This window comes from Secundilactobacillus similis DSM 23365 = JCM 2765, from assembly GCF_001311075.1.
In the GTDB taxonomy this organism is placed as follows: Bacteria; Bacillota; Bacilli; order Lactobacillales; family Lactobacillaceae; genus Secundilactobacillus; species Secundilactobacillus similis.
In genome coordinates, this window is sequence record NZ_BBAD01000171.1 from 1 (window position 1) to 967 (window position 967).

A 967-nucleotide genomic window follows, 5' to 3' on the forward strand; every position below is an offset into this window, starting at 1 on the left:
TGCCAATGACGATATTGCCATTAACGAAGCCCAAAATACCGGTGATTTAATGCGTAAGTTGCAACAAAATGACGGTAAGGTCTTGGTTACCTCGATTCAGAAACTCCATCGGGCGGTCAAAAAAACGCAAGCCCAGCTGGCAACCGGTAAGCAATCCCGCTTTAGCAAGACTTTAAAACAACGGGTGATCTTCTTTGTTGATGAAGCCCACCGGTCGCAGTTTGGTAAGATGCAAAAGGAAATCCGGGCAGCGTTTGTCAACAGTAATTGGTATGGTTACACCGGCACCCCCATCTTTAATGAAAATAAGAAACAGCTCAAGGGGGATCTAGCAGTTACGACTGAGGAGCTATTTGGTAAAGTCTGTCACGTGTATAACTTGCGAGACGCCTTAGAGGACCAAGCCGTGTTACCGTTTAACGTGGAACATGTAACAACGATTGGCAAAGATACGTTAATAACCCGGGCCCTCGAAAAAGAAACTCAGCGGGTCAAAGCGCGTCGTGATAAGCAAGGCCGCCTGCTGAGTACAGCTGATGAAGCAAAAATTCAAGCCAAGATTCAAGCGATGTCAGTCAAGGACTTGGAAGAAACGTATTTAACTCCGGCTGACTTTGAGACCGATGAACATATTAACCAAGTTGTTCAATATATTTTACAAAAAGGCCCACGTAAAACCAGCTTGGGTCATGGCAACTATAATGCTATTTTGACCACCAGTTCCATTGAAATGGCGCAACGCTATTATCAAGCCTTTAAAGCCGCGAAAAAGACTACTCATAATCAGCTGGATCCTAATTGGCCCCGAATTGCGATTACTTATTCATTAAGTGAAAACGAAGATCAGAGTGCGCACAAACATGATCAAATGGCCACCATTTTAAAAGATTATAATCAGCAGTATCACACTAATTTTGGGTAGCGTCAAGAATCTTGTGTAAATGAAATGCCTTCGTACATATAATAT

Annotated in this window: 1 pseudogene; it reads left to right on the forward strand. The window is 43.1% G+C overall.

Going from position 1 to position 967, the window contains the following annotated elements:
- A pseudogene (locus JCM2765_RS16540) lies at positions 1-916 on the forward strand (type I restriction enzyme subunit R domain-containing protein); the annotation flags it as partial.
- Positions 917-967 lie beyond the last annotated feature (51 nt).